This is a genomic window from Sphingomonas sp. Tas61C01 (assembly GCF_052567495.1).
Genome location: NZ_CP199583.1, coordinates 2728084 through 2751849 on the forward strand (window position 1 = coordinate 2728084; position 23766 = coordinate 2751849).

Annotated in this window: 23 protein-coding genes; 8 read left to right on the plus strand and 15 right to left on the minus strand. The window is 68.2% G+C overall.

Annotated elements, in window-relative coordinates; genetic code table 11:
* Positions 1-65 precede the first annotated feature (65 nt).
* The 3 genes from ACT009_RS12885 to ACT009_RS12895 form a co-directional block, all read right to left on the minus strand.
* Entirely contained in the window at positions 66-1460 is a 1395-nt protein-coding gene (locus ACT009_RS12885; protein WP_445191465.1) for a UdgX family uracil-DNA binding protein, read from the minus strand.
* Positions 1461-1686: 226 nt separating this feature from the next.
* Positions 1687-2937, minus strand: coding sequence for a putative DNA modification/repair radical SAM protein (locus ACT009_RS12890; RefSeq protein WP_445191466.1), 1251 nt, complete (start codon positions 2935-2937; stop codon positions 1687-1689).
* A gap of 68 nt (positions 2938-3005) precedes the next feature.
* Positions 3006-3896: a prephenate dehydratase gene (locus ACT009_RS12895; RefSeq protein WP_445191467.1), complete on the minus strand. Its 891-nt coding sequence runs from the start codon at positions 3894-3896 to the stop codon at positions 3006-3008.
* 108 nt (positions 3897-4004) lie between these two features.
* On the opposite strand from ACT009_RS12895, the gene ACT009_RS12900 reads away from it, so the two are divergent.
* Positions 4005-4724: a c-type cytochrome gene (locus tag ACT009_RS12900; RefSeq protein WP_445191468.1), complete on the plus strand. Its 720-nt coding sequence runs from the start codon at positions 4005-4007 to the stop codon at positions 4722-4724.
* A 159-nt stretch (positions 4725-4883) separates the two neighbouring features.
* Here ACT009_RS12900 and ACT009_RS12905 read toward each other — a convergent pair whose 3' ends face one another.
* Both ACT009_RS12905 and ACT009_RS12910 read right to left on the minus strand, forming a co-directional pair.
* Positions 4884-5771: an LOG family protein gene (locus ACT009_RS12905; RefSeq protein ID WP_445191469.1), complete on the minus strand. Its 888-nt coding sequence runs from the start codon at positions 5769-5771 to the stop codon at positions 4884-4886.
* A gap of 32 nt (positions 5772-5803) precedes the next feature.
* Positions 5804-6442, minus strand: a complete 639-nt coding sequence (locus tag ACT009_RS12910) for an extensin family protein (RefSeq protein WP_445191470.1) — start codon at positions 6440-6442, stop codon at positions 5804-5806.
* 126 nt (positions 6443-6568) lie between these two features.
* Between ACT009_RS12910 and ACT009_RS12915 the strand changes: the two genes are divergently transcribed.
* From ACT009_RS12915 to ACT009_RS12930, 4 genes are all read left to right on the plus strand, one after another.
* Complete coding sequence (locus tag ACT009_RS12915; RefSeq protein ID WP_445191471.1) at positions 6569-7723, plus strand: phosphoserine transaminase; 1155 nt, start codon at positions 6569-6571, stop codon at positions 7721-7723.
* A 99-nt stretch (positions 7724-7822) separates the two neighbouring features.
* Positions 7823-9400: a phosphoglycerate dehydrogenase gene (serA, locus tag ACT009_RS12920; RefSeq protein ID WP_445191472.1), complete on the plus strand. Its 1578-nt coding sequence runs from the start codon at positions 7823-7825 to the stop codon at positions 9398-9400.
* A 39-nt stretch (positions 9401-9439) separates the two neighbouring features.
* On the plus strand, positions 9440-10534 hold the full coding sequence (locus tag ACT009_RS12925; protein ID WP_445191473.1) for an ATP phosphoribosyltransferase regulatory subunit: 1095 nt from the start codon (positions 9440-9442) through the stop codon (positions 10532-10534).
* Positions 10535-10545: 11 nt separating this feature from the next.
* Positions 10546-11835 (plus strand): adenylosuccinate synthase, encoded by a 1290-nt coding sequence (locus ACT009_RS12930; protein ID WP_445191474.1) that lies wholly within the window; start codon positions 10546-10548, stop codon positions 11833-11835.
* Between the two features lie 206 nt (positions 11836-12041).
* On the opposite strand, the gene ACT009_RS12935 is transcribed toward ACT009_RS12930, so the two are convergent.
* The 10 genes from ACT009_RS12935 to ku form a co-directional block, all read right to left on the minus strand.
* Positions 12042-12437, minus strand: coding sequence for a hypothetical protein (locus ACT009_RS12935; protein ID WP_445191475.1), 396 nt, complete (start codon positions 12435-12437; stop codon positions 12042-12044).
* A 65-nt stretch (positions 12438-12502) separates the two neighbouring features.
* A complete protein-coding gene (gene aroC, locus ACT009_RS12940) occupies positions 12503-13570 on the minus strand; it encodes a chorismate synthase (RefSeq protein WP_445191476.1) in 1068 nt (355 codons plus the stop codon).
* Positions 13567-13827: a DUF2442 domain-containing protein gene (locus ACT009_RS12945; protein WP_445191477.1), complete on the minus strand. Its 261-nt coding sequence runs from the start codon at positions 13825-13827 to the stop codon at positions 13567-13569. Before ACT009_RS12945 ends, aroC begins: the two co-directional genes overlap by 4 nt.
* Positions 13793-14044: a DUF4160 domain-containing protein gene (locus ACT009_RS12950; protein ID WP_445191478.1), complete on the minus strand. Its 252-nt coding sequence runs from the start codon at positions 14042-14044 to the stop codon at positions 13793-13795. The genes ACT009_RS12945 and ACT009_RS12950 overlap by 35 nt, the downstream gene beginning before the upstream one ends.
* A 4-nt stretch (positions 14045-14048) precedes the next feature.
* Positions 14049-14852, minus strand: coding sequence for an enoyl-ACP reductase FabI (gene fabI / locus ACT009_RS12955; RefSeq protein ID WP_445191479.1), 804 nt, complete (start codon positions 14850-14852; stop codon positions 14049-14051).
* Complete coding sequence (locus ACT009_RS12960; RefSeq protein ID WP_445191480.1) at positions 14849-15808, minus strand: YihY/virulence factor BrkB family protein; 960 nt, start codon at positions 15806-15808, stop codon at positions 14849-14851. Before ACT009_RS12960 ends, fabI begins: the two co-directional genes overlap by 4 nt.
* A gap of 6 nt (positions 15809-15814) precedes the next feature.
* The gene (locus tag ACT009_RS12965; RefSeq protein ID WP_445191481.1) at positions 15815-16747 is read right to left on the minus strand and encodes a DnaJ C-terminal domain-containing protein; all 933 of its coding nucleotides are present in this window, start codon (positions 16745-16747) and stop codon (positions 15815-15817) included.
* Between the two features lie 64 nt (positions 16748-16811).
* Complete coding sequence (locus ACT009_RS12970) at positions 16812-17702, minus strand: transglutaminase family protein (RefSeq protein WP_445191482.1); 891 nt, start codon at positions 17700-17702, stop codon at positions 16812-16814.
* Positions 17699-20173, minus strand: a complete 2475-nt coding sequence (locus ACT009_RS12975; protein WP_445191483.1) for a circularly permuted type 2 ATP-grasp protein — start codon at positions 20171-20173, stop codon at positions 17699-17701. The genes ACT009_RS12970 and ACT009_RS12975 overlap by 4 nt, the downstream gene beginning before the upstream one ends.
* Before the next feature lie 138 nt (positions 20174-20311).
* Entirely contained in the window at positions 20312-21211 is a 900-nt protein-coding gene (ku, locus tag ACT009_RS12980) for a non-homologous end joining protein Ku (RefSeq protein WP_445191484.1), read from the minus strand.
* A 124-nt stretch (positions 21212-21335) separates the two neighbouring features.
* On the opposite strand from ku, the gene pdxH reads away from it, so the two are divergent.
* The 3 genes from pdxH to ACT009_RS12995 are packed head-to-tail and all read left to right on the plus strand — an operon-like array spanning position 21336 to position 23672.
* A complete protein-coding gene (pdxH, locus tag ACT009_RS12985; RefSeq protein WP_445191485.1) occupies positions 21336-21920 on the plus strand; it encodes a pyridoxamine 5'-phosphate oxidase in 585 nt (194 codons plus the stop codon).
* Positions 21917-22864 (plus strand): cation diffusion facilitator family transporter, encoded by a 948-nt coding sequence (locus ACT009_RS12990; RefSeq protein ID WP_445191486.1) that lies wholly within the window; start codon positions 21917-21919, stop codon positions 22862-22864. Before pdxH ends, ACT009_RS12990 begins: the two co-directional genes overlap by 4 nt.
* Before the next feature lie 10 nt (positions 22865-22874).
* Positions 22875-23672 carry a PhzF family phenazine biosynthesis protein gene (locus ACT009_RS12995; RefSeq protein WP_445191487.1) on the plus strand — a complete coding sequence of 266 codons (798 nt, stop codon included), beginning with the start codon at positions 22875-22877 and terminating at the stop codon, positions 23670-23672.
* Positions 23673-23766: the final 94 nt, after the last annotated feature.

Here is a 23766-nt window from a genome sequence, read left to right on the forward strand (position 1 = left end):
GTGTCCCCGCGGAGGCGGGGACCCAGTACTGGGCTCCCGCCTTCGCGGGAGCACAATGTTGTGAGTTACCCGCCGACCCCGATCATCGCCGCCGCGGCGCGCAGGTCTTCGACGAAACGGGCATATTCCTCCGCCTTCTGGACCTCGTCGGGCAGGCGCAGCAGGTAGCTCGGGTGCACGGTGATCCAGGCGACGCCGCCGCCGGGCAGCGCGATCGCGCGGCCACGTTCGCGGCCGATCGTCACGGTGCGGCCGAACAGCGAGCGGGCGGCGGTGGCACCCATGGCGACGGTGACCTGGGGCTTCACCAGCATGCGTTCCTGATCGATCCACCAGCGGCAGGCGTCGATCTCGCCGATGCCGGGCTTGCTGTGGATCCGTCGCTTGCCGCGCTGTTCGAACTTGAAATGCTTGACCGCGTTGGTGACGTAGACCCGCGAGCGATCGACCTGCGCCTCCGCCAGCGCGCGATCGAACACCTGCCCCGCGGGGCCGACGAACGGCCGACCGGCAAGGTCCTCCTGGTCGCCGGGCTGTTCGCCGACCACCATCATCGCGGCGTCGACCGGCCCCTCGCCGAACACCGTCTGCGTCGCGGGCTTGTAGAGCGGGCAGCGGGTGCAGCCCATCGCCTCCTCGCGCAGCGCCGCCAGCGCGCCCGTGCTGTTGCCGCCGACGCGATCGCGTGCCGTTTCGATCATCCCGCTCTCCCGTGCCTGCGCGCCAGCGATCAGCGCGGGGACGAGCGCGGTCTCGGGCATGTTCTTCCAGTATTTCCGCGGCATCTCGCGGAGCATTGCGCCGATCTTCAACCGCGCCGGGTTGAAGATGTTGGCGTAATAAGTCTTCCAAACCTCCTCGGTCGGATCGCCGTCGGGGGCGTCGGCCTTGCTCGCGCCGGGCCCCTCGCTCAGCGTCTTGCCGTCCCAGTGGATCGACACCTCGGGGGTGAGGATCGACCAGCGCATGCTGGCGAAGCGATCGATGAAGAAGCCGGCATTGGCGCGAACGATGTGATGATCGGGTTCGAACCAGGCGACGAACCGCGCGCCGTCGTCGTCGGCGACTTCGCGGAAGCGGACGAAGGCGCGCATCTTGTGGATGTCGCGGCGGACGTCCTTGGCGATGGTGTCGAGCCGGCGGACCAGCGGATCGGCGCGGTCGTCCATCAGTTTCGGTTCGTGGCGGAGCCGCACCAGCAAGGTGTAGAGCAGCGCGAAGCGTTCGGGCTCACGAGCCAGGATCGCGCGCTTGGCGAGATCGATGAACGCGCGCGGCACCGCGAAGGACGGGCCGGGCGGGGTGGGGCCGGTATCCGCCGTCGAGGCGAACAGGTCGCCCGGCGCATCGCCAACCTGCCAGACGACATCCTCGGGCGCGACCCCGCCCGCGGCGAGACTGCGTGCGGCATCGCGCCAGGCATCGAAATCGTCGGACTGGGGAAGGATTACCGCGTGCATGGGGGGTGTCTGTGGGAGGCGCCTGAAGATTCACCACCCCGGCGGAGGCCGGGGCCCAGTCGGGAGACGATTGTCATGATGCGCAGCACCCGGCCACGATCATTTCCCACCTGGGCCCCGGCCTCCGCCGGGGTGGTAGCAAAGGGGGTTGGCGCTGCAAAAATTCTCGTTGGCATCATCTCACTGAGGACAACCGGCCATCCCCCTCGCAGGTTGCGCGGACGCGTCAGGCAGCGAACAATTCCATCTGCTGCGCTTTCGGTTTGGGGAGCGGAACGATCTCGGCGCGGTCCGCCAGCACCACCGGGCGCCAATCTTCGGCGACGATGAATGGGCGCACCTTCGCCACCGATACCGTCAACCGCGCAACATCGGCGAGATGAAGCCGCCGCCAGCGCCGGCTCGTCAGGATCGACGCCACCGCCTTCGTCCCCAACCCCGGCACGCGAAGCAGCATCTCGCGCGGGGCGCGATTGACGTCGACCGGAAAGGAGCCGCGGAACTTCAGCGCCCAGGCGAGCTTCGGGTCGATGTCGAGCGGCAGCATGCCCGTCGCGTCGTCCGCCGCGGCGACGACCTCCGCCGGGCTGAATTCGTAGAAGCGCATCAGCCAGTCGGACTGGTAGAGCCGGTGTTCGCGCATCAGCGGCGGGCGCTGGAGCGGCAGCACCGCGCTGGCATCGGGGATCGGGCTGAACGCCGAATAATAAACGCGGCGTAGATCGAACCGGTCGTAGAGCGACGAGGCGCGGGTGACGATATCGCCGTCGGTCGCGGCATCGGCGCCGACGATCATCTGGGTCGACTGCCCCGCGGGGGCGAAGCGCGGCGCCGACTTGAAGCGCTTCTTGGCGTCCTTCAGGTCGATGATCGAGGTCTTCACCTCGCGCATCGCGGTCTCGATCCGCACGCCGTCCTTTTCGGGCGCGAGCCGCTTGAGCCCGCCCGCGGTCGGCAGCTCGACGTTGATCGAGACACGATCGGCATAGAGACCCGCTTGGTGGACCAGCTCGGGATCGGCATCGGGGATCGTCTTGAGATGGATGTAGCCGCGGAACTGGTGATCCTCGCGCAGGCTGCGCGCGACCTCGACGATCTGCTCCATCGTGTAGTTCGACGAGGCGATGATGCCTGAGGACAGGAACAGCCCCTCGATATAATTACGCTTGTAGAAGGCTAGGGTGAGATCGACGACCTCCTGCGCGGTGAAGCGCGCGCGGCGGACGTTGGAGCTCTTGCGGTTGATGCAGTAATGACAGTCGAAGATGCAGCTGTTGGTCAGCAGGATCTTGAGCAGGCTGATGCACCGACCGTCAGGCGCATAGGCGTGGCAGATGCCCATTCCGCTGTCTGTCGATCCGACCCCCTTGCCGTCGCGGGACGTCCGTTTGACGCTGCCCGAGGACGAGCAGGACGCGTCATATTTGGCGGCGTCGGCGAGGATCGCAAGCTTCTCACGGGTATCGAGCTGCGCCATCGCGTTCAATATATGTTCTTGGCGTCACGATGGCAAGTGACTGTAAGCGTGCGATGTTGTCCGGGCACCTATCCGCGCGGGCGCGCCTGCGGATAGGTGCCGAGCACGCGCAGCCATTTGGAGTGGAAGCCGAGTTCCTCCAGGGCGCGGTCGAGCCCGGGATCGCCGGGGCGCCCGACCACGTCGGCGTAGAACTCGGTCGCCGCGAAGCTGCCGCCGCGCTGGTAGCTCTCCAGCTTGGTCATGTTGACGCCGTTGGTGGCGAAGCCGCCGAGCGCCTTGTAGAGCGCAGCGGGGACGTTGCGCACCTCGAACACCAACGTCGTCATCGCCGCCCCGTCGTCCTGCATCGGCGTACCCCCGCGGGCGAGCACCACGAAGCGGGTCATGTTGTGATCGGCGTCGGCGATGTCGGTGGCGAGCAGATCGAGCCCGTAGATCGCCGCCGCGCCCGGAGGTGCAAGTGCGGCGACGCCGGGGTCGCCCAGTTCGGCGACATAGGCGGCGGCGCCCGCGGTGTCGGGATAGCTCGCCGGGCGGATGCCGTGCGCCTTCAGCCAGTGGCGGCACTGGCCCAGCGCCTGCGGGTGGCTCATCGCCTCGCGTACGCCGTCGCGCGGGCCGAGCCCCATCAGCGCATGACGGATCGCCAGGAAATGCTCGCCGGTGATCGCCAGCCCGGATTCGGGGAGCAGGAAGTGGATGTCGGCGACCCGGCCGTGGAGCGAATTCTCGATCGGTATCATCGCGCAATCGGCGCGGCCTTCCTTCACGGCATCGATCGCGTCCTCGAACGAGAAGCACGGCAGCGGCAGCGCGTCGGGGAACGCCTCTGACACCGCGACATGGCTGTTGGCCCCAGGCGCGCCCTGGAACGCGACGCATCGTTCGGGCGATCGCGCCGCGGCGTCGATCATGGCCGCTACGATCGGGCGGGCGGGCGCGGCGAAGTTCTGCATGGCACCGCGCGATACGGTCGCGGCGTTTCGCGTTCAAGCGCCGCTTGCGGTGACTGGCGGCCTTTTCTATGGGGAAGCGACTTTATTTCAGGGGCTCGGCGCGCAACCATGGACAATCGGACCAACACGATCGCTGGCTGGACGCTGGCTGCCTGCGGCGCGGCGCTGGGGCTGTCGATCGTCGGCGGCATGGTGTTCCACGGCGAGCGGCCCGAAAAGATGGGCTATGCGATCGAGGGCGTCGAGGCCGAGGGCGGCGCCGGCGGCGCGGCTGCGGAAGTACCGATCGCATCGCTGCTCGCCACCGCCGACCCTGCCAAGGGCGCCGAAGTGTTCAAGAAATGCGCGGCCTGCCATACCATCAACCAGGGTGGCGCGAACGGGGTCGGCCCTAACCTGTGGGGCACGCTCGGCGAGGGCGTGGCGCAGGGCAAGGCGGGCTTCGCCTTCTCCGACGCGTTGAAGTCGGTCGGCGGCAATTGGGACTTCGACAAAATGAACGCGTGGCTGATCAGCCCGCGAAAGTTCGCCAACGGCACCAAGATGACCTTCGCCGGGCTCGGCAACGCGCAGGATCGCGCCAACGTGATCCTCTACATCAACCAGCAGGGCTCGAACCTGCCGCTGCCCGCCGCCCCCGCAGCGGGTGCTGCCCCGGCCGCAGGGGCCGCACCGGGCAAGGACGGCGTCGCGGTGACGCCTGCGTCGAAGGCCGAGAACGGCGCACGTGGCGGGACCGCCGACATCGGCAACACCGGCACGCCGGCGTTGGGCGCGCCGTCGGTCGATCCGGCTGCGGCGGTCGAGGGCGCGAAGGCCGGGAAGTAGGGAGCTTACCTTAGACCCCTACGCCGTCCCCCGGACTCGATCCGGGGTCCCGCTAGGCCGCGTTCGCGGACCTCAGTGGGGCGCGGTGAGCGGGGCCCCGGATCAAGTTCGGGGTGACGGAGAAATTGTGGCTAGCCGGAGAACCGCGCCTACTCCCGTTCACACCGGCGGCGACGGGTCCTGCTTGGCGCGTTCGTCGTAGAAGCGTTGCACTGCCGCCCATGCTTCGTCGGCGGTCTCGACGAAGGTGAAGATGCCGAGATCGCGTTCGGACACGACGCCTTCCTCGACCAGCGCCTCGAAATTCACCACCCGGTCCCAGAATTTGCGGCCGACCAGCAGCACCGGGATCGGCTGGATCTTGCCGGTCTGGATCAGCGTCAGCAGCTCGAACAATTCGTCGAAGGTGCCGAACCCACCCGGAAATGCGGCGAGCGCGCGGGCGTGGAGCAGGAAGTGCATCTTGCGCAGCGCGAAATAGTGGAACTGCATCGACAGCGACGGCGTCACATAGGGGTTGGGCGCCTGTTCGTGCGGCAAAACGATGTTGAGCCCGATCGATTCGGCGCCTGCATCGTGCGCGCCGCGGTTGGCCGCCTCCATGATCGACGGGCCGCCACCCGAGCACACCACGAACTGGCGCTTGCCGTTCTCGTCGACCGGCAGCTGGCTGACCTTGTGCGCGAGTTCGCGCGCGACCTCGTAGTAGCGCGATTTCTCGACCAGCTTCTCGGCGATCGCGCGGCCCTTTTCGTCGGCGGCGAGATCGAGCATCGCCTGCGCCTTGGCGGGCTCGGGAATACGCGCGGAGCCGTAGAACACGAAGGTCGACGCGATCTTCGCCTCGTCGAGAAGCAACTGCGGCTTCAACAGTTCGAGCTGGAAGCGGACCGGGCGAAGGTCCTCCCGCAGCAGGAAATCCATGTCCTGGAAGGCCAGGCGGTAGGCGGGGTTTTCGGTCTGGGGCGTCGAGAGGCCGGCGTTGGCGGTCTCGGCGTCCTGCTTGGCGCGCGGGAAGACGCGGCTCGGTACGCGGGTTTCAGTCATCCGGGGCGGTTAGGGCAAAGCGCGCCCGGACGCTAGCGGCAGAAGTGCGCGCCGTCGTTCTCCAGATGCAAATGGTTGCGGTGCGCGGCGTTGTAATCGGGCGACAATACTGTGCCGAAGCGTTTGCAGGCCGATGCGCGGATGGTCTGAAGGAAGGTACGGACCGCCGGATCGGGCGATGCCCAGTCGTTGAGGATGGTGATGCGGCGTCCGTCCTTCAGCGTGAACCCGCCGATGTCGATCGCGTTGGCGATCGCGTGCCCCGATCGTTTGTCGGCGTTGCGCGCCGAACCGACGACGTTGCGGCAGGCATAGCTGCCCATCGTCTCGACCCGTGCGAGCTCGCTGCCGAGCATCTGGAACGCCGCGGGTGCGACGGCGTAGCGGACCCAGGAATCGAACGCGCGCGCCTGGCCGCACCGCACCGCAGTGAGGCCGGTGACCGGCACCCCGATCTCGACCAGCTGCACCGCACCCGCCAGCCCGCAGCCATTGCCGTAATCCTTGTCGGGCAGCACCCGGAACGCGATGCTTTCGGCGCGCAGATCGGCGAGGCACTGCGCGGTCTCGCGCAGCGACGGCGCCGCGATCCGCCGCGGCTGTTCGGCCGGCCGTTCGCTCCGGCCGCAGGCGGTCAGCAGGACGAGCAGGAGCGGGATGGCGAGTTTCATCCGTGCTTCATCGAAGCATCTCAACACTTTGTCGATGTGGCTTGCCCTCGTCCCATCGCATCTCTAGGGCCGTCCGCGGGCCACGCCGTCCCAACGCGGCGCGTGCTCTCTGTAAGGAGAGATACATTGACGGATACCGCGACCGCACCCGTTACCGGTGCGCCTGCCAAGCCTGCCACCAAGCCGGCTCGCCCCCATTTCTCGTCGGGACCCTGCGCCAAGCCTCCAGGCTGGGATGCGTCGCGACTCGCTACCGAGGTGCTCGGCCGATCGCATCGCTCGAAGCTCGGCAAGGCGCGGCTGCAATATAGCATCGACCTGATGCGCGAACTGCTCCAGCTCCCCGACACTCACCGCATCGGCATCGTCCCCGGCTCCGACACCGGGGCGTTCGAAATGGCGATGTGGACGATGCTGGGCGCGCGCCCGGTGACGACGTTGGCATGGGAGAGCTTCGGCGAAGGCTGGGTGACCGACGCGGTCAAGCAGCTGAAGATCGATCCGGTCGTGATCCGCGCCGATTACGGCCAGCTGCCCGATCTGGCGGCGGTGGATTGGTCGAGCGACGTGCTGTTCACCTGGAACGGCACCACCTCGGGCGTCCGCGTGCCGGACGGCGAATGGATCCCCGACGATCGCGAGGGGCTGAGCTTCGCCGACGCGACCAGCGCGGTGTTCGCCTACGACATTCCCTGGGCCAAGATCGACGTCGCGACCTTCTCCTGGCAGAAGGTGATGGGCGGCGAGGGCGGCCACGGCGTCATCATCCTCGGCCCGCGCGCGGTCGAGCGGCTGGAAAGCTACACCCCCGCCTGGCCGTTGCCGAAGGTCTTCCGTTTGGTGTCGAAGGGCAAGCTCGCCGAGGGCGTGTTCAAGGGCGAGACGATCAACACGCCGTCGATGCTCGCGGTCGAGGATGCGATCTTCTGCCTCGAATGGGCGAAGTCGCTCGGCGCCGGTGGGTTGATCGCGCGATCGGATGCCAACGCCGCGGCGTTGGACCGGATCGTCGAGGCACGCGACTGGCTCGGCCATCTCGCCGCCGATCCGGCGTCGCGCTCGCGCACCAGTGTCTGCCTGACCGTCCAGGGTGCGGACGAGGCGCTGATCAAGTCGATGGCGTCGCTGCTGGAAAAGGAAGGCGCCGCGTTCGACGTCGCTGGATATCGCGACGCTCCGCCGGGGCTGCGCATCTGGTGCGGCGCGACTGTCGACACCGCCGATATCGAGGCGCTGGGGCCGTGGCTCGACTGGGCCTATTCGACCGCCCGAGCTGCCTGACCAGCCGTGCTCCTGCGAAGGCAGGAGCCCAGAGCCACGCCTGTCCCCGCCCGTAATCCTGGGCTCCTGCCTTCGCCGGAGCACGAGAAGGAATTGACCATGCCCAAAGTCCTCATTTCCGACAAAATGGACCCCCGCGCCGCCCAGATCTTCCGCGAACGCGGGGTCGAGGTCGACGAGATCACCGGCAAGACCCCCGACGAGCTGATCGCGATGATCGGCGACTATGACGGGCTGGCGATCCGCAGCTCGACCAAGGTGACCAAGGCGATCCTCGACGCCGCGACCAACCTGAAGGTCGTCGGCCGCGCCGGGATCGGCGTCGACAATGTCGACATCCCCGCCGCGTCGGCAAAGGGCGTGGTCGTGATGAACACGCCGTTCGGCAACAGCATCACCACCGCCGAGCATGCGATCGCGCTGATGTTCGCGCTCGCCCGCCAGCTGCCCGAGGCCGATGCCTCGACCCAGGCGGGCAAGTGGGAGAAGAATCGCTTCATGGGGGTCGAGCTGACCTCCAAGACGCTGGGGCTGATCGGCGCGGGCAACATCGGCTCGATCGTCGCGGATCGCGCACGGGGCCTCAAGATGAAGGTCGTCGCGTTCGATCCCTTCCTCACCCCCGAACGCGCGGTCGAGATGGGCGTCGAGAAGGTCACGCTCGACGAACTGCTCGCGCGCGCCGACTTCATCACCCTGCACACCCCGCTGACCGACAGCACCCGCAACATCCTGTCGGCCGAGAACATCGCCAAGACCAAGCGAGGCGTGCGGATCATCAACTGCGCGCGCGGCGGGCTGATCGACGAGGCCGCGTTGAAGGCGGCGCTCGATTCGGGGCAGGTCGGCGGCGCCGCGCTCGACGTGTTCGTCGAGGAACCGGCCAAGGCATCTCCGCTGTTCGGCACGCCGAACTTCGTCTCGACCCCGCATCTCGGCGCGTCGACCACCGAGGCGCAGGTCAATGTCGCGATTCAGGTCGCCGAGCAGATGGCGGACTTCCTTGTTTCGGGCGGGGTCACCAACGCGCTCAACATGCCGTCGCTGTCGGCGGAGGAAGCGCCCAAGCTGAAGCCGTACATGGCGCTCGCCGAGAAGCTCGGCAGCCTGGTCGGGCAGCTCACCACCGGCGCGATCCCGCGGATCTCGATCCACAGCGAAGGCGCTGCGGCGGAGCTCAACCAGAAGCCGATATCGAGCGCGGTGCTGAGCGGGTTTCTGCGGACCCAGACCGATACGGTCAACATGGTCAACGCGCCGGTGCTGGCGCGCGAGCGCGGCATGGAGGTGCGCGAGGTGCGTACCGAGCGCGAGGGCGACTACCACACGCTGCTGCGGGTATCGGTGAAGACCGACGCGGGTGAGCGGTCGGTGGCGGGGACGCTGTTCGGCGACCAGGCGCCGCGGCTCGTCGAGCTGTTCGGGATCAAGGTCGAGGCCGATCTCGGTGGGCCGATGCTGTACGTCGTCAACGAGGACGCACCGGGCTTCATCGGTCGGCTCGGCACCGCGCTGGGCGAGGCGGGGGTCAATATCGGCACCTTCCATCTCGGCCGCCGCGAGGCCGGCGGCGAGGCGGTGCTGCTGCTGTCGGTCGACGAACCGGTCACCGCCGACCTGCTCGCCACGGTGAAGGCGCTCCCCGGCGTCCGCACCGCGATGGGGCTCAACTTCTAACTCCCTTCCGGGGAGCGAAGCGGCTAGGGGCCTTCCACGATGACTGCTCTGCTCCCCGAAGGATTTCGCGATCGGTTGCCGCCGTTTGCCGATGCCGCCGCCGCGCTCGAGGCGCGGGTGCTGGAGGCGGCGCGGCTGCACGGCTACGAGCGGGTCGATCCGCCGCTCGCGGAGTTCGCGGAAGGGCTGGCGACGCGGCTGAAAGCGGGCGGGTTGCACGATGCGGTGCGCTTCGTCGATCCGGTGTCGCAGCGGACGCTCGCGGTACGGCCCGACATCACCGCACAGGTGGCGCGGATCGCGGCGACGCGAATGGGGCACCACCCGCGCCCAGTACGCCTAAGCTATGCGGGATCGGTGCTGAAGCTGCGGGCGTCGCAGCTGGCGCCGGCGCGCGAACAGCGGCAGATCGGGTGCGAGCTGGTCGGGCTCGACAGCGTCGCCGCCGCGCGCGAGGTGGTCACCGTCGCGGTCGACGCGCTGGCGGCGGCGGGGGTGACCGACGTCTCGATCGATTTCACGCTGCCCGACCTGATCGATACGCTGGCGGACGCGACGTTGCCGGTGGCCGACATCGGCCAGTTGCGTGACCGGCTCGATGCGAAGGACGCGGGTGCGGTCGCCGAGCTCGCGCCCGGTTACCTGCCGTTGATCGCCGCAGCGGGGCCGTTCGACCAGGCGCTCGACCGGCTGCGCGCGTTCGACGTCGCGGGATCGCTGGCGTCGCGGCTCAACGCGCTGGCGCGGATCGCCGATGCGGTCGGCGACCGGGTGCGGCTGACGCTCGACCCTACCGAGCGGCACGGCTTCGAGTATCAATCGTGGCTGGGCTTCTCGCTGTTCGCGGGTGGGGTCGCGCGCGAGGTCGGGCGCGGCGGCACCTACACCGTGATGCACGAGAACGGCGCGGAGGAAGTCGCGACCGGCTTCTCGATCTTCGCCGACGATCTCGTCGCGCAAGTCGGCGAACCCGATCGGCGTCGGTTGTTCCTGCCGTTCGGCACACCCGCCACCGCAGGCGCTGCGATGCGCGCCGATGGCTGGGTCACCGTCGCTGCACTGGAGGCGGGCGACACCCCCGACGCGCAGCTCTGCACGCATCTATGGGCGGACGACGCCGCCCGACCGATTTAGGGAGAAGGTACATGGGCAACGTAGCCGTCATCGGCGCGCAGTGGGGCGACGAGGGCAAGGGCAAGATCGTCGATTGGCTCGCCGAGCGCGCGGACATGGTCGTGCGTTTCCAGGGTGGGCACAATGCCGGGCACACACTCGTCGTCGGCGACCAGACCTACAAGCTGTCGCTGCTGCCGTCGGGGATCGTCCGCGGGACGCCGTCGGTGATCGGCAACGGCGTGGTGCTCGATCCCTGGGCGCTGAAGGCGGAGATCGAGCGGCTCGGCGCGCAGGGCGTCACCGCCACCCCCGAGACGCTGCGGATCGCCGACAATTGCGCGCTGATCCTGCCCTTCCACCGCGATCTCGACGGCCTGCGCGAGGATGCGAGCGGCGCGGGCAAGATCGGCACCACCCGGCGCGGGATCGGCCCGGCCTACGAGGACAAGGTCGGACGTCGCGCGATCCGGGTCTGCGACCTCGCGCATCTCGACGCGCTGGGCGCGCAGCTCGACCGGCTGACCGCACATCACGATGCGCTGCGCGCCGGCTTCGGCCAGCCGCCGATCGACCGCGAGCAGTTGCTCGCCGACCTGCGCGAGATCGCGCCTTATGTGCTCGCCTTCGCCAAGCCGGTGTGGCGCGATCTCAACGAGGCGCGGGCGCGGGGGCGGCGCATCCTGTTCGAAGGCGCGCAGGGCGTGCTGCTCGATATCGATCACGGCACCTATCCGTTCGTGACCTCGTCGAACACGATCGCGGGATCGGCGGCGGGCGGATCGGGGCTGGGGCCGAGCGCGGTGGGCTTCGTGCTGGGGATCGCCAAGGCGTACACCACCCGCGTCGGATCGGGACCGTTCCCGACCGAGCTGGAGGACGAGGTCGGCGAGCGGCTCGGCACGCGCGGCCATGAGTTCGGCACCGTGACCGGGCGCAAGCGGCGCTGCGGCTGGTTCGATTCGGTGCTGGTGCGGCAATCGGCGGCGGTCGGTGGGATCACGGGGATCGCGCTCACCAAGATCGACGTGCTCGACGGGTTCGATCGGGTGTCGATCTGCACCGGCTACCGGTTACGCGGCGAAACGCTCGATTACTTCCCGTCGCATGCTGCGGACCAGGAGGCGGTCGAGCCGGTCTACGAGACGATGGAGGGATGGCAGGAATCCACTGCTGGCGCGCGCAGCTGGGCGGAGCTCCCCGCGCAGGCGATCAAGTACATCCGTCGCATCGAGGAGCTGATCCGCTGCCCGGTGGCGCTGGTATCGACCAGCCCCGAACGGGAGGATACGATCCTGGTGCGGGATCCGTTTTCGGACTGATCGAGGGACGACATTTTCGTTCTACGTCAACCCGGACTTGATCCGGGGTCCAGCTACCTTGTGACCTATGACGTCGGCCCGCGTGAAAGCGGGACCCCGGATCAGGTCCGGGGTGACGGAATGTTGGTAACTCGGGCTGTTTCAGGCGCAAAAAAAGGCCGGGCGGACGTATCGTCCACCCGGCCTTTTCAATCATCGGCCGAGGATCAGTTCGGCGTGGTCGGCGATGCCGGGGTGGTCGTCGAGCCCGTCGACGGCATGGTCGACATCGTCGAACCCGGTGCAGTCGTGGTGGTCGCGCCCGAACTGGTCGCCCCGTCGGTGCTCATCGTCGCGTCGCCCGAACTGGTGGAGCCGGCGCCCATCGTGTCGGCGCCCGCCGTGCCGCCCATCGTACCGGTGGTGCCGGTGCCGCCCATCGTGCCGCCGGTGGTCGAGGTCGTCGAATCGGTCGTGGTCGTCGTCGAGGTGCTACCCGACTTACCCTTCTTCATCTTCTTGTCGGCCTTGGTAGTCTGAGTCGTGGTGCCCGTCGTGCCGGCAGTCTGTGCCATCGCGACGGTTGGAACGAGCAGTGCTGCGGCTGCCAAAGAAAGGATCATGCGCATAATATCGTCTCCTAGATTACAGGAGATCCAACGGGTTGATGGTTAACTCGTTCCCTAGTTTATCCGCATTGGCCGCGATGCAGCAACGCTTGGTCCGCTAACACCAGGGCGACCATCGCTTCTACTACCGGGACCCCGCGAATGCCGACGCAAGGGTCGTGACGACCTTTGGTCGCGAGTTCGGTGGCCTCGCCCCCGCGGGTGATCGTCTCGACCGCGGTGAGGATGGAACTGGTCGGCTTGAACGCCACGCGTACCCTGATCGGCTGGCCGGTGGCGATGCCGCCCGCGATCCCGCCGGCATGGTTGGCGAGGAATTCGGGGCCCTTTTCCCCCGGGCGCATCGGATCGGCGTTGGTCTCGCCCGACAGCGCGGCCGCCGCGAAGCCGTCGCCGATCTCGACCCCCTTCACCGCGTTGATCCCCATACAGGCATGCGCCAGCTCGGCGTCGAGCTTGGCATAGAGCGGCGCGCCCCACCCCGCGGGCACCCCGGTCGCCTCGCACGCGATCACCGCGCCGAGCGAGGAGCCCGCCTTGCGCGCCGTGTCGACCAGCGCCTCCCAGCGGAGGGCTGCCACCGGATCGGGGCAGAAGAACGGATTGGCGTCGATCTGCGCGTCGTCGAAGGCAGCCGGATCGATCGCATCGCCGCCGATCGCCTCGACCCAGGCGCGGATGCGGACCTGGGGCACCACCAGCCGCGCGATCGCGCCGGCGGCGACACGCGACGCGGTCTCGCGCGCCGACGATCGCCCGCCGCCGCGATAGTCGCGAAAGCCGTATTTCGCGTCATAGGCATAGTCCGCATGACCGGGGCGGTAGGCGGTTGCGACCTCGCTGTAATCCTTCGACCGCTGGTCGACATTCTCGATCATCAGGCTGATCGGCGTTCCCGTCGTCCGCCCCTCGAACACTCCCGACAGGATGCGCACCAGATCGGGCTCGCGCCGCTGCGTGGTGAAACGCGAGGTTCCCGGCCGCCGCTTGTCGAGCCAGGGCTGGATATCGCCCTCGCCAAGCGCGATCCCCGGCGGGCACCCGTCCACCACCGCGCCGATCGCGGGCCCGTGGCTCTCGCCCCAGGTGGTGAACCGCAGCAGATGACCGAAGCTGTTGACGCTCATGCGGCGCGGGCGGGAGCGGTGCTTTCCCATCGTTGTGCCAGCAACGTCGAGATTGCGATGTCCTCATCGAGCTCGTCCCAATGCAGGCCGCTTGGCGATATGAACAAGTCCTCGCGAGCAGCCGGGCTGCCGTGAAGCAGGCGCGGGAACCATGCGAGGGGGACGCCGATGGTCCGCCCGTCCTTCAGCGCCACCCACATCGAATCCTCGTCGAAGGTGACCTTAGTCGCTTCCGGCGAAAATTGCGGTCCATCCACGTTCGATCTCCTCTCGACGACGCCTTACGATCTCCTCCACGATGCGCAGCTCACGTGGAGTCAGGCCGCAGTTATAGGCGACCCGCACCTCTGGATACAGCCATAGCTTCGCGTCCGCGTCAGGGCGAGCGACGTGAATATGCACGGGCTCACGGGGGTTGCCTTCGTGCGAGAAGAAGTGGAAGCGAAACCCGCGTTCGCGGAAGATCACGGGCACCCGCTTAGACCAGCGCGATGTCGGGCGCGTCCTCTGCCTTCATGCCGATCACGTTGTAGCCGGCGTCGACATGGTGGACTTCGCCGGTCACCCCGCTCGCCAGGTCGCTGAGCAGATAGAGCCCAGCGCCGCCGACATCCTCGATCGTGACGTTGCGCTTCATCGGCGAGTTCAGCTCGTTCCACTTCAGGATCAGCCGGAAATCGCCGATCCCGCTCGCCGCCAGTGTCTTGATCGGGCCGGCGGAAATCGCGTTGACGCGGATATTGTCGCGGCCGAGATCGACGCTCAGATACTGGACGCTGGTCTCCAGCGCGGCCTTGGCGACGCCCATGACGTTGTAGTGCGGGATCACCTTTTCGGCGCCGTAATAGCTGAGCGTCAGCAGCGCGCCGCCGTCGGGCATCATCTTCGCTGCGCGCTGCGCGACCGCGACGAAGCTGTAGACGCTGATGTTCATCGTCATCAGGAAATTGTCGAGGCTGGTGTCGGCGTAGCGACCGCGCAGCTCGGCCTTGTCGGAGAAGCCGATCGCGTGGACGACGAAATCGATCGTCGGCCATTCCGCGGCGAGCGCGGCGAAGGTCGCGTCCAGCGCGGCCATGTCGGACACGTCGCAGTCGAACACCCGCGCGACGCCGAGCTGTTCGGCGAGCGGGCGGACCCGCTTCTCCATCGTCTCGCCCTGATAGCTGAAGGCGAGCTCGGCGCCCGCCTCGGACAGCTTCTTGGCGATGCCCCATGCGAGCGACTTGTCGTTGGCGAGACCCATGATCAGCCCGCGCTTGCCCGCCATCAATCCGTTCACGCTGTCGCCGCCTCCATTGCCGTCGTGCTCTGTAGACCCACCTCGGGCGGTTCCGCCAGTGCCGCGTTCAGATGCGCGCCGAACACGATCCCGAGCCCGATCAGATAGAAGAACAGCAGCATCACGACGACGCCTGCAAGGCTGCCATAGGTCAGATCGTAGCCACCGAGCTGCGCGAGCACCACCGGCAGCAGTGCGGTCATGCTGACCCACCACGCCGTGGTGAACAGCGCGCCGGGCCATTTGCGGCTGTTGCTGTGGCGGTATTTGGACGGGGTCACCGAATAGAACAGCATGTAGAGCGCGCCGAACATCACCAGCCCGGGGATGATCCGCGAGATCCCGATCCAGCTCGCGGCGTTCTCGGCGAAGGGCAGCAGCCGGTACACGAACTGCTCGGCCGCGGTGAGGATGCCCTGCACCAGGAACGAGACCAGCGCGAGGATCACCGATGCGACGATCGCAAGGCTGAGGCGAAGCCGTGCGCGCCACAGCACCTGCGTGCTTTTCGTCCCGTAGGCGCGGCGGAAGATGTCGCGGATCGTCTCGACGAAGCTGCCGACCGTCCATAACCCGACCAGCCCGCCGAGCCACAACAGCGATCCTGTCCGCGCGGCGAGCACGTCGCCGAGCGGTTTGCGCAGGATGTCCGACACGTCAGGGGGCAGCACCTGGAGGAAGGATGCAACGGTACGCTGCGTCTCCGCACTCTGCCCGACGACCGACAACACCCACGCCGCGGTGATGAAGAACGGGAACAGCGTCATCAGCGCCAGATAGGCGAGGTTGCCGGCGTGAATGAAACCGTCGTTGAAGACCCCGAGCGCGGATCGCTTGATGATCTCGAACGCATAGCTGCCCGGCTTTACCTTGGCGAACTCCTTGTCGAGGCGACGGCGGGCGGCACCGTGGTGCTTGCCCCGGTCTTCAGGCGTCAGGGCGGGAACATCGGTCACAGGGGCTCAGACGCCCATCGACGCCCTCGGGTTCCCGCTCGTCTCCCAGCCTTCGACGAAGTCCGCCAGCGCGGCATCGTCCGCGGGGATGTCGATCATCAGCGTGACCAGCTGGTCGCCGCGCCCGCCGCTCTTCTTGTGAAAGCCCTTGCCCTTCAGCCGCAGCGTCTTGCCCGACGTCGTGCCCTTGGGAATGGTCAGCATCACCGGCTTCTCGACCGTCGGCGCGCGCACCGATCCGCCAAGGACCGCCTCCTTCAGCGTGATCGGCAGATCGACCCGCACGTCGTCGCCGTCGCGGGTGAAATAGCGGTGCGCCTGGACCTCGATCGTCACCAGCGCGTCGCCGGCGCCGCCCGGTCCGGGCTCGCCCTTGCCGGTCAGCTTCATCTGGGTGCCGGTCTCGACCCCGGCGGGAAGCTTCAGGTCGATGGTCTTGCCGTCGCCGAGGGTCACCCGCTGCGCGCTGAGCGTCGCCGCGTCGACCAGCGGCACCTGCAACGTGTAGTTGATCGTCGCGCCCTTTGCCGGCGGGCGCCGGCCGAAACCGCTGGTAAAGCCGCCGCCGCCACCGCCGCGCCCGCCGAACAGCCCTTCGAAGATGTCGCCCATCTCGGCATTGTCGCCGCCGAATTCAAAGCCGCCACTGTTGAAGCCGCCGGGCCGTGCGCTCGCGGCGCCGGGCCGCTGGCCGCCATAGCCGAACGGCGCGGCGGGGTTGCCGTCGCCGTCGATCTCGCCGCGGTCAAAACGTGCGCGCTTATCCTTGTCGCTCAACAGGTCGTACGCGTTGGTGACCTGGCTGAACCGTTCCGCGGCCTTGGGATTGTCCTTGTTGCGGTCGGGATGAAGTTCCTTGGCGAGCTTGCGATACGCCTTCTTGATATCGGCTTCCGCCGCGCCGCGCGCCACGCCCAAAATCTGATACGGATCGGCCATCATTTCCCCATTGGTGTATTACCCGCCTATGTGGGGCAGGGCCCGCCGCAACGCAATCTCGGGGCTAGGCGGCGATCGCGGTGAGTGGCGCGACGTCGACGCTGACGTCCATCCGCTGCGCGCCCGAACCCAGCACGACGCCGTCGACCGGCGCGATCTCGGCATAGTCACGGCCGACCGCCATGACGATATGGTCGCCCGCCATCCAGATGCCGTTGGTCGGATCGAGACCGACCCAGCCATGGACCGGGCCGCACCACAGCAACACCCAGGCATGCGTGGCGTCGGCGCCGACCAGGCGTTCCTCGCCGGGCGGCGGGATCGTCCGGATGTAGCCCGAGGCATAGGCGGCGGGGAGCCCCGCGGCGCGCAGCCCGGTGATCATCACCTGCGCGAAATCCTGGCACACGCCCTTGCGCTGCACGAAGGCGTCGTGCGGCGGGGTGTCGACCAGCGTCGCCTCCGAATCGAAGGTGAATTCGCGCTGGATCCGCTGGGCCAGCGCGATCCCCGCGTCGAGCGCGCCGCGATCGGGCGACAGATCGGTCGCGCACCAATCGGCGATGTCGCGGTCGAGCGGGATCAGCGGCGATGGGAAGAGGTAGTTGGCGGGTCCCGCCGCTGACAGGTCGCGGCTGGCGCGCGCCATCAGCGCGATCTCGCCGAGCGTCGGATCGTCGGCCGCGGGCATCGGCACCGGCCGGTCGACCGCGACGCGGGCGCGGCTGGAGATCGTCAGCGCGCGTACCGGGCTGTCGACCACCAGCCGGGTGACGTTGGCAAGCCCCGCTTCGGCCCGCGCAGGGGCGGTGCGGCCGGCGGGTTCGACGGATAGGCTGTATTCCTCGAGCATCTGGCCAGGCCAGTCGATCGGCTTCAGCCGCAGGTTGCACCGCGCGAACTTGACGCTGGCACCGTAATCGAACCGGGTGACGTGGCGGATGTCGTAGATCATGCGAGCGTCAGCCCCCCGGCGCGGAGCGGCTCGGCGCCCTGCAGGAAGTACCGCCGCGCGATCGAGTCCGACAGGCTGCCCAGCCGCCGCTCGACATCGCCCAGCACCTCGCCGTCGATCGTCGCCGCGGTGGCGGTGGCGAGGGTGGCGGCGAGCGCGGTGGCCTGCGCCTGTTGCGGCTCGGCCATGCCGTCGTCGGCGAGCACCGGCAGCTCCTCCAGCCGTTCGGTCATGCGTTCGGTCTGATAGGCGAGCGAGCGCGGGTTGCCCGGATCGAGCGCGACAAGATCGACCACCGGCACCCGCGCAATGCCGGTCAGGTAACGCTGGCGGTAGCTGATCTGGCTGTCGGCGAGATCGAGCAGCGTCGAGAGGTCATCCGCGGTGGCGCCGGGCATCCCGAACAGCCGCACCGCACGCGCCATCGCGGTCGCGCGCTCGACGCGGCGGCCGAGATCGTGGAACCGCCATGCCGCGGTCCGCCCCATGTGCTCGGCGGATAGCCCCGCGATCGCGGCATAGCGGCGCTGGAGCGATCCGGCGCGGTCGAGCATGCCGCGATGGGTAGGAAAGGGCGCCTCCAGCAGTCGCACCATGTCCGCCGACAGCCGGTCGCGCGATCCGTCGCCGATCCCGCGGGCGAGCCGGTTGATGGTCGCGACGGAATGCCACGCCTCGTCCTCCATCGCGGTACGCGCGAAGGCGGTGAGGTCGGCGCGGCGCAGCGAGGGGGGATGCGACGCCGCGCCTGCGCCGGTGATCAGCCCGACCAGCTTGCCGACCGTGGCGGGCGCCAGCGCCGCACCGCCATCGACGTCGATCGAATTGCCGAGCATCACCCGGATCGCACCCAGCAGCGCTTCGCCGCGTTCGAGATAGCGGCCCAGCCAGTAGAAATTGTCCGCAACCCGACTCGGCAGCGTGCCGGGGTTGCGACGGATGTGGAGCGAATCCGTCGCGGGCAGCAGCGATACCGGCGCGACTGCGTCGCTGCCGTGGATGCAGACGTCCGCCGACCAGATGCCCTCTCCCATGATCGTCGCGCGCGAGTCGGCATGCTCCCCGATCCGCGCGAAGCCGCCGGGCATCACCGTCCAGGCGCCGTCCGCCCCGCGCGCGGCGAACACCCGCAACGTGAAGGGGCGCGGCACCAGCGCATCGCCGAGCACGACCGGCATCGTCGACAGCCGGACGATCTCCTGCCCGACATAATCCTGCGGCCGACGCCGAAGGTCGGCGAGCAGCGCGTCGCGCGCGGCGCCGGTGATCTCGGCCCCCGGGACCATGCGATTGGCGGCGAGCCCGACCGTCGCTGCACCGAATGCCGGGCCGATCAGCAGCCGATCAAGATCCTCGATCACGCGCGCGCATTCAATCGGCTGCCCGCACCACCAGGTCGCGATGTTGGGCAGATGCAGGCTCTCGCCGAGCAGCCGGGTCGCAAGCTGGGGCAGGAACGCCCCGAACGCTGGCGCCTCCAGCACGCCGACACCCGGCGCATTCGACAGCACGACATTGCCCGCGGCGAAGGCGTCGATCAGGCCGGGCACGCCGATCTGCGAATGGGTGTCGAACGCCAGCGGATCGATCATCCGCGGATCGACCCGGCGCCACAGCGCATCGACCCGCTTCAGCCCGGCGATGGTACGGACATAGACATTGTCCTCCAGCGCCGCGAGATCGGCGCCCTCGACCAGCAGGAAGCCGAGATAGCGCGCCAGGTGCGCCTGTTCGGGATAGCTCGGGCTGTAGCGGCCGGGGGTCATCAACCCGATCCGCGGGTCCGACCGGCGGCAGAACGCGGCGATGCCCGCGCGGAACGCGGCGAAGAACGGCGCGTGCCGCTGGACGTTGAGCCGGGCCTGCAGCCCGCCGAGGGTGCGGCCGAGCGCCAGCCGGTTCTCTAGCGCATAGCCCGCCCCCGCGGGCGCGCGGAGATGATCGGCCATCACCCGCCATTCGCCGCTCGATCCGCGCCCCAGATCTACCGCGATGAAGTGGAGATGCTTCCCCCCAGGCGGATCGAGCCCGACCATCGGCCGCAGGAAATGCGGGCTGCCGGTGACTAGCGCGGCGGGGATCATCCCGCGCTCGACGAGCTGCCCCGCGCCGTAGAGATCGGCGATCACCGTCTCCATCAACTCGGCGCGCTGCGTCACGCCGCGCGCGATCTCCCCCCATTCGTCGGCCTCGATCAGCAGCGGCACCGGGGATACCGGCCATGGCCGCTCGTCCGCCTCGCCAATGATCCGGAATCCGGTGCCGATGTCGGCGGCGTGGCGCTGGACCCGTTCGCGCGCATGGCCGAGATCGTCGGAGGCGACCGCGGCCAGTTCCTCGAACATCGCGGTCCACGCCGCCGCTGGTCCCGAACACAGCACGTCGTCCGCGGTGGCGCGGGTGCGATAGTCCGCGATCCACCGCCCTGCGTGCGTCGCTGCGTCGAACAGGGGCGCGGGTTGCGTCGCCATCGCCAGCTTGATGCCCTTCGTGTGAACCCCGCGGGCGACGCTCTACGGTTATGTGCTGCTACGCAACATCAAAAGTATGCGGTCGGGTGGTGAAGCGGGGTACGCCCCCTCCCCTTCATGGGGGGGAGTAAATACGCCTCAAGCCCGCTTCTTCGCCGCCGGCTTTCGCGCCGCCGCTGGTTTCGCCGCGGCGGGCTTCTTCGCAGGCGCCTTTTTCGCGGCCGCCGCCTTTGCCGGCGCGCCGCCGGGCTTCTCCATCGACTTCTTCAGCGCCGCCATCAGATCGACGACGTTCGACCCGGACCGGCCGCCGCCGTCGCCTTCCTTGTCCTCGATGATCTTGTGCCCCTTCGCCTTGCGCTTGCGGGCGACGAGGTCCTTCAGCGCGTCGACATAGCGATCGTGGAACTCGGCGGGATCGAACGCCGCGCTCTTCTTCTGGATCAGCGCCTCGGCGAGGTCGAGCAGGTCGGCGTCGGGGGTGTCGTCGGGGATCTCGCGGAAATAGCTTTGCGCCTTGTTGACCTCGTCGGCGTAGCGCAGCGTTTCCAGTACCATGCCGCGGCCGCACGGCTTCAGGCTGACGACATATTCCCGCCCGCGCAGCGCGAGCTGGCCGAGCCCGACCTTCTTGGTCCGCCGCAACGCCTCGCGCAGGACGATGAAGGCTTCCTCGGCGAGATCGTCGGCGGGAACGACGAAATAGGGCTTCTCGTAATAGAGCACGTCGATTTCGTGCGCGTCGACGAACTGGGTGAGTTCGAGCGTCTTCTTCGATTCGAGCTTCACCGCGTCGATCTCGTCCTGTTCGAGCAGGACGTACTCGCCCTTTTCGACCTCGTAGCCCTTCATGATCTCGTCGGTATCGATCGGGCCGATGCCGGTGACGACCTTTTCGTAGTGGATCGGTTTGCCGGTCGGTTCGTGGATCTGCTTGAACGAGATCGATGCGCCGGATTTGGTCGCGGAATAGATCTCGACCGGGATCGACACCAGCGCGAGCCGGATCTGTCCTTGCCAATAGGCGCGTGCGGGCATCGGCGGGGAAACCTTATCGTTGCGAAGGCGATTCAATCCGTGGCGCCGTGAGTCGTTCCGCAATGGCATCCGATCGCCTCGCCGGCGCCTTTGCGTGGGCCGATTTTATGCTATGGGCGCGGCGATGGCCGACGATCCCTTCGCGCTGTTCGACGCCTGGCTCACGGAGGCCGAAGCGAGCGAACCCAACGATCCCAACGCGGTGGCGCTCGCCACTGCCGATGGCGACGGTCGCCCCGCGGTGCGGATGGTGCTGCTGAAGGGGCATGGCCGCGACGGCTTCGTGTTCTACACCAACCGCGAGAGCGACAAGGCGCACGATCTCGCCGCGAACGCGCAGGCGGGCTTGCTCTTCCACTGGAAGTCGCTGCGCCGGCAGATCCGCATCGAGGGCGCGGTGACGATCGCGTCCGATGCCGAATCGGACGCCTATTTCGCCAGTCGCGGCCGCGATTCGCGGCTCGGCGCCTGGGCGTCGGACCAGTCGCGGCCGCTGGCATCGCGCGAGACCTTCGAGGACCGCGTCGCGGCGGCGGCGGCGAAATTCGAGGGCGGCGACGTGCCGCGCCCGGCGCACTGGGGTGGCTACCGCGTCGTGCCGAGCCGGATCGAATTCTGGCAGGACCGCGCACACCGGCTCCACGAACGCCGGCTCTTCACGCGCGACGGCGACGGCGACGGCTGGCGCGAAGGGTTGCTATACCCATGACCAGGGACGAACGCCGCCGTTTCGTGCCGCTCGCGACGCGCGCCGCACTGGCGAGTGTCGCGGTCGCCGCATTCCTGCTCGCGCTGAAGGCATTTGCGGCGTGGCGGACCGGATCGATCGCGATGCTGGGATCGGTCGCCGATACCGGGCTCGACCTGCTCGCCTCGCTGGTGACGCTATATGGTGTGCGGCTCGCCGCCACCCCGGCGGATCAGGATCACCGATTCGGTCACGGCAAGGCCGAAGCGCTCGCCGCGCTGTTCCAGGTCGCGCTGATCACCGCGTCGGCCGGCGCAATCGCCTGGCGCGCGATTGCCGCGCTTGGCCGCGACGAGCCGACCGCCAACGCCGATTTCGGCATCGGCGTGTCGCTGGTGGCGATCTTCGCGACGCTGCTGCTGCTGCGTTACCAGCGCGGGATCATCCGCCAGACCGGCTCGGTCGCGATCATGGCCGACAACATCCATTACCAGTCGGACGTGCTGCTCAACGGATCGGTGATCGTCGCGCTGGTGCTCGATCAGTTCCTCGGCTGGCACGGCGCGGATCCGATCCTGGGCATCGCGATCGCGCTGTGGCTCGCCTGGGGGGCGTTCCAGGCGTCGTCCAACGCGATCGACCAGCTGATGGACAAGGAGTGGCCCGACTCGCAGCGCGCCGCCTTCCTCGATGTCGCGGCGCGTCAACCGGGGCTGAAGGGCATTCACGATTTCCGCACCCGCCGGTCGGGCAGCCACGATTTCGCGCAGTTCCACATGGAGGTTTCGCGCGACCTGACCGTCGGACACGCGCACGACATCGTCGAATCGGTCGAGCGCAATCTGCGCACCGCCTTTCCCAAGGTCGAGGTGCTGATCCATCTCGATCCGGAGGGGCATGTCGATACCGACAACCCGCTGGTCGAGGCCGACGTGACCCCGCACTGGTTCGGCAAGCGGCTGTGAGCGGAACGCGATGAGAATACCCTTCACCCAGGTCGATGCATTTTCGGGCGAGCCGTTCGGCGGCAACCCGGCGGCGGTGATGCCGCTGACCGCGTGGCTCGACGATGCGGTGCTCCAGCGGATCGCGGAGGAGAACAACCTCAGCGAGACCGCGTTCATCGTTCCCGCCGACGGGACTGATGCCGATTTCGAGCTGCGCTGGTTCACCCCGACGAGCGAGGTCGCGCTGTGCGGCCATGCGACGTTGGCGAGCGGGCATGTCGTGCTCGAATCGGGGACGTCGTTGACGACGGTGCGGTTCCGCACGCGGCAGGCGGGGATACTCGAGGTCGCACGCGCGGACAGCGGCTATACGCTGGCGCTGCCCGCCTGGGGAGGGAGCGCGATGGACCTGCCCGCCTATGTCGCGGCGCTGGGTCTCGACCGGGTGGATGCGACCTTGTGGCACGACAAGGGCTATGCGCTGGTGGTCGTGGAAAACGAGGCGATCGTCCGCGGGCTCGAACCCGACCAGCGGGCGCTGAAGGCGGCGGGGATGGCGGTGGTGATCGTCACCGCGCCGGGCGAGGCCACCGACATCGTCAGCCGCGTCTTTACGCCGGCCTACGGGATCGACGAGGACCCGGTGACCGGCGCCGCGCATGCGGTGATGGTACCCTATTGGGCGGACCGGCTCGGCCGCGACCGCTTCACCGCGTTCCAGGCGAGCGCCCGGGGCGGGCGGCTGACCTGCCGGCTCGACGGCGACCGCGTGGTGCTCGGCGGCGCGTGCGTGAGCGTGATCGAGGGTAGTTTCCTGCTGCCGTAACCAGGTGCGCAGAAGCAGAGCGGCGCAGGATACCGCCGTTCTTCTTTTCGTCATCCGGCGAATGCCGGGACCCATGGACACGCGCGGCTAATGC

Bases quoted from the DNA above. Each gene is read 5' to 3' on its own strand.
- ACT009_RS12975 (WP_445191483.1), bottom strand. From the start codon at position 20,173: ATGGCGACGCAACCCGCGCCCCTGTTCGACGCAGCGACGCACGCAGGG.
- ACT009_RS12935 (WP_445191475.1), bottom strand. From the start codon at position 12,437: ATGATCCTTTCTTTGGCAGCCGCAGCACTGCTCGTTCCAACCGTCGCG.
- ACT009_RS12890 (WP_445191466.1), bottom strand. From the start codon at position 2,937: ATGGCGCAGCTCGATACCCGTGAGAAGCTTGCGATCCTCGCCGACGCC.
- ACT009_RS12970 (WP_445191482.1), bottom strand. From the start codon at position 17,702: ATGATCTACGACATCCGCCACGTCACCCGGTTCGATTACGGTGCCAGC.
- ACT009_RS12900 (WP_445191468.1), top strand. From the start codon at position 4,005: ATGGACAATCGGACCAACACGATCGCTGGCTGGACGCTGGCTGCCTGC.
- ACT009_RS12965 (WP_445191481.1), bottom strand. From the start codon at position 16,747: ATGGCCGATCCGTATCAGATTTTGGGCGTGGCGCGCGGCGCGGCGGAA.
- serA (WP_445191472.1), top strand. From the start codon at position 7,823: ATGCCCAAAGTCCTCATTTCCGACAAAATGGACCCCCGCGCCGCCCAG.
- ACT009_RS12995 (WP_445191487.1), top strand. From the start codon at position 22,875: ATGAGAATACCCTTCACCCAGGTCGATGCATTTTCGGGCGAGCCGTTC.
- ACT009_RS12930 (WP_445191474.1), top strand. From the start codon at position 10,546: ATGGGCAACGTAGCCGTCATCGGCGCGCAGTGGGGCGACGAGGGCAAG.
- pdxH (WP_445191485.1), top strand. From the start codon at position 21,336: ATGGCCGACGATCCCTTCGCGCTGTTCGACGCCTGGCTCACGGAGGCC.
- ACT009_RS12910 (WP_445191470.1), bottom strand. From the start codon at position 6,442: ATGAAACTCGCCATCCCGCTCCTGCTCGTCCTGCTGACCGCCTGCGGC.
- ACT009_RS12885 (WP_445191465.1), bottom strand. From the start codon at position 1,460: ATGCACGCGGTAATCCTTCCCCAGTCCGACGATTTCGATGCCTGGCGC.
- ACT009_RS12990 (WP_445191486.1), top strand. From the start codon at position 21,917: ATGACCAGGGACGAACGCCGCCGTTTCGTGCCGCTCGCGACGCGCGCC.
- aroC (WP_445191476.1), bottom strand. From the start codon at position 13,570: ATGAGCGTCAACAGCTTCGGTCATCTGCTGCGGTTCACCACCTGGGGC.
- ACT009_RS12905 (WP_445191469.1), bottom strand. From the start codon at position 5,771: ATGACTGAAACCCGCGTACCGAGCCGCGTCTTCCCGCGCGCCAAGCAG.
- ACT009_RS12925 (WP_445191473.1), top strand. From the start codon at position 9,440: ATGACTGCTCTGCTCCCCGAAGGATTTCGCGATCGGTTGCCGCCGTTT.
- ACT009_RS12895 (WP_445191467.1), bottom strand. From the start codon at position 3,896: ATGCAGAACTTCGCCGCGCCCGCCCGCCCGATCGTAGCGGCCATGATC.
- ku (WP_445191484.1), bottom strand. From the start codon at position 21,211: ATGCCCGCACGCGCCTATTGGCAAGGACAGATCCGGCTCGCGCTGGTG.